The 2,766-nt window shown below is 72.5% G+C and carries 3 protein-coding genes; all 3 read right to left on the bottom strand.

Annotated features, from left to right (window positions below):
* A partial coding sequence (locus tag AB0I76_RS27015; protein ID WP_357041076.1) for a hypothetical protein occupies positions 1 to 383 on the bottom strand: 383 nt, incomplete at its 3' end.
* Positions 384 to 739: 356 nt separating this feature from the next.
* Positions 740 to 1,441: a hypothetical protein gene (locus AB0I76_RS27010; RefSeq protein WP_357041073.1), complete on the bottom strand. Its 702-nt coding sequence runs from the start codon at positions 1,439 to 1,441 to the stop codon at positions 740 to 742.
* Between the two features lie 255 nt (positions 1,442 to 1,696).
* Entirely contained in the window at positions 1,697 to 2,764 is a 1,068-nt protein-coding gene (locus AB0I76_RS27005; RefSeq protein ID WP_357041070.1) for a DUF3626 domain-containing protein, read from the bottom strand.
* Positions 2,765 to 2,766: the final 2 nt, after the last annotated feature.

Genomic DNA, 2,766 nt, shown 5'->3' with positions numbered 1-2,766 from the left:
CCCGAGGACGGGCGCTGCTGGAACAGGCCCTGCGAGTCGTGGTCGTTGCGCTCACCCAGGTGACCCAGGTTCTCCAGCTTCGACTCCTGCAACGCCGTCGCGATCGCCACCACGGCGGCACGCTCGTCCATGTCGGCCTTCTTCGTCGCCGCGATGATCGCCTTGACGTTGCCGACCTGCTCATCCGACAGGTCGATGCGCGACTGCTTGCCCTGCACACCGTGCGGGACCAGCTTGCCGGTGTCCGGCTTGTCGGCCTGCACCGCGACGGTCGTCGACTCGACCGGGCCGGCGGCCATGGTGGTGACCGGACCGGCGACCATGCCACCGGCGAAGGCCAGACCAGCGATACCCAGAACGCTCTTACGCATGATCGTGTTCATCGGAGAAGCTCCTCGGGGGTTGGCGCCCTACCGGCCAATGGGGGGAAGCCACAGCAGGGCGCAAGCACCGTCCGGCGCTCGGAGAAATCAGATCGGCACGCTCACCGAGCAGGGGGTTGCTCGTCCGCGGTGCCAGGGGATGTAACGACCGGCTGCCCGCCGTCATTCCGGGGGCCGGGGACCCGCGGGTCGCGCGTCCTGCTCGATCGTCCGCCATGTGTAACGACCCCCGGCCGGCCACGATTCCGCCGCCAGGATGCCCCCGGTCACACGCGAACCGGACGCCACGGACAGGCACCCCAGACGCGACCGGCCGGCCCCCGTTGCGGGGACCGGCCGGTCGGATAGTGCTGGTGTCACCAGAGCTGGGAGACGATGTCCGCCGCCTGCTCCTCCCACTGCGCGTACGCGTACGGGAAGGCCGAGACCTGCACCGTCTGCGCGGCTGCGGTCAGCGGCAGGTCCTTCCAACCGCCGACGTTCTTGAGCGCGGTGAAGAACGCCGTCGCCGAGTACTCCGGGTCGGTGATCTGCTCAGGCGTACCCCAACCCGACGACGGGCGCTGCTGGAACAGGCCCTGCGAGTCGTGGTCGTTGTAGGCGCCGAGGTGACCCAGGTTGTAGAGCTTCGACTCCTGCAGCGACGTGGCGATGCCGATCACCGCGCCCCGCTCGCCGACGCCGGTCTCCTTGGCCACCTCGATGATGGCCTTGGCGTTCTCGCGCTGCGCGTCGTCCAGCGGGATCCGGGACTGGGCACCCTCGACCCCGTGCGGGATCAGTTCGTCCCGGGTGGGCTTGCCCGTGTCCGGCTTGCCGGTGGTGACGCCGGTGGTGAGGCCCGACTCGCCGGTCACCGCCTCGTCTCCGTCGCGGCCCGTGGCCTTGTCGATCGCGGCCACGGCACCCTCGTGGGGCCCGCTGACCACCGGGGCGGCCACGGCGGTCGGCCCGAGGGCCAGTGCGCCGAGGGCGGCCACGCCGGCCACGCTGAATGTGAGCTTGCGGTTCGAGTCCTTCGCGATGGCCGTGAGCCATCGAGTGAAGTCGTCCTTCACGATGTGCCCTTTCGGTCAGGCGAAGCGCTCCGGAATGAGCACTCCTCGGGGGAACTGCGGCGCCGGAGGGGGTTTGGGTTCCGGCGGTACGGGGGACACAACCAGCTTGCACCCGGCGAACATTCCGGGATGCGGGGCCGGCGCGGGGGCTGCGGTCCAGGTCACGCCGGATCTGGGGACGGTCGCACCCAGCCGAAGGCACCGTGATCGATAACGGACGTCGGGGGCGTTCGACGCGAGTGCGGGCCGACGGGGTCAGCGGGCGCGCGGGGTTCCGTACCGGACGAGGACGTGCCAGAGCTGCTTGAGGTGCTGGAGGGTGACCTCGACGGGGCCCCGGTCGGCCCACCGCTCCGGATGGGTGACCAGCGAGGCGGCCGCGCGGCCGACCAGCGCCGCGTCCACCGGGTCGCCGGGTCGGGCGAACTCGGCGTGCACCCGGGCGGCGAAGGGCGGGATCGCCGGTCCCCGGAACTCCGGGTCGATCCCGTCCACCGGCAGTTCGAAGCCGGCGTGCCGGCGCAGCGGGACACCGTGGTGACGGGCGATCCGCTCCAGGACCCCGCCGACGTCGGTGCCGTCGAAGGACGGGTCCACCACCAGCGCCTCGACGTCCCTGGCGAGGTTCACCTCACCGTGTATCTGCGCCTCGACGTAGTCGTCCAGGGCGCGACCGGCGGGGCGTACCCCGTCGGGTCGGTCCGCCGCCGCGCGGGCCGCGACCTCGGCGGCGTCCTCACGACGCCGCAGCACCGCACGGACCAGGCCGACCAGGTCGGTCCGTACGCCGAGGGCCGTGCCGGTGCCGGCCGTCGTCGTGAGCAGGGCGGCGAGCACCGCCTCGAACACGTCGACCGTGCCGAGGTCCCGGGGCCCCAGGTGGCTGTCGCCGAAGCAGAACGTGGTGCGCGCCAGCACCTCGGGGCGCAGCAGCAGGTGGCAGGACCCGAACCGGGGGCAGGCGCCGTCGGGATGGTCGAGCAGGTTCAGGCCGCCGTACACCGGCCGGTCGGCGGGCACGACGCCGGACGCCTGGTACGCGCCGCCGAACAGGGTCTCCTCCCAGCGGTCCCGGTCCCCACCCGGGTACGCGGTGAGCCCACCGCCGGAGATGCCGGTGACGAACTGGCTGCGGTAGACGCCCTCGGCGAGCAGCGCATCGGCGACCGTCCGACCGTCGGCGCGCACCCGGTCGGGATGAAAGTTCACCGTGAGGCGGCCGTGCCGGCCGATCGCCGCGATCAGTTCCTCGGGGCGGTGCGAAACGCCCGAGCCGGCGAGCGCCCGCGCGATCGCCGCCAGCGCGGCCGGCCGGTCCCGCAGGG

Origin of the sequence: Micromonospora sp. NPDC049799 (genome assembly GCF_040656655.1) — a bacterium.
GTDB lineage: Bacteria > Actinomycetota > Actinomycetes > Mycobacteriales > Micromonosporaceae > Micromonospora.
Note: the sequence above shows the minus strand (reverse complement) of the source record. Positions and strands in the feature narration are given on the sequence as shown.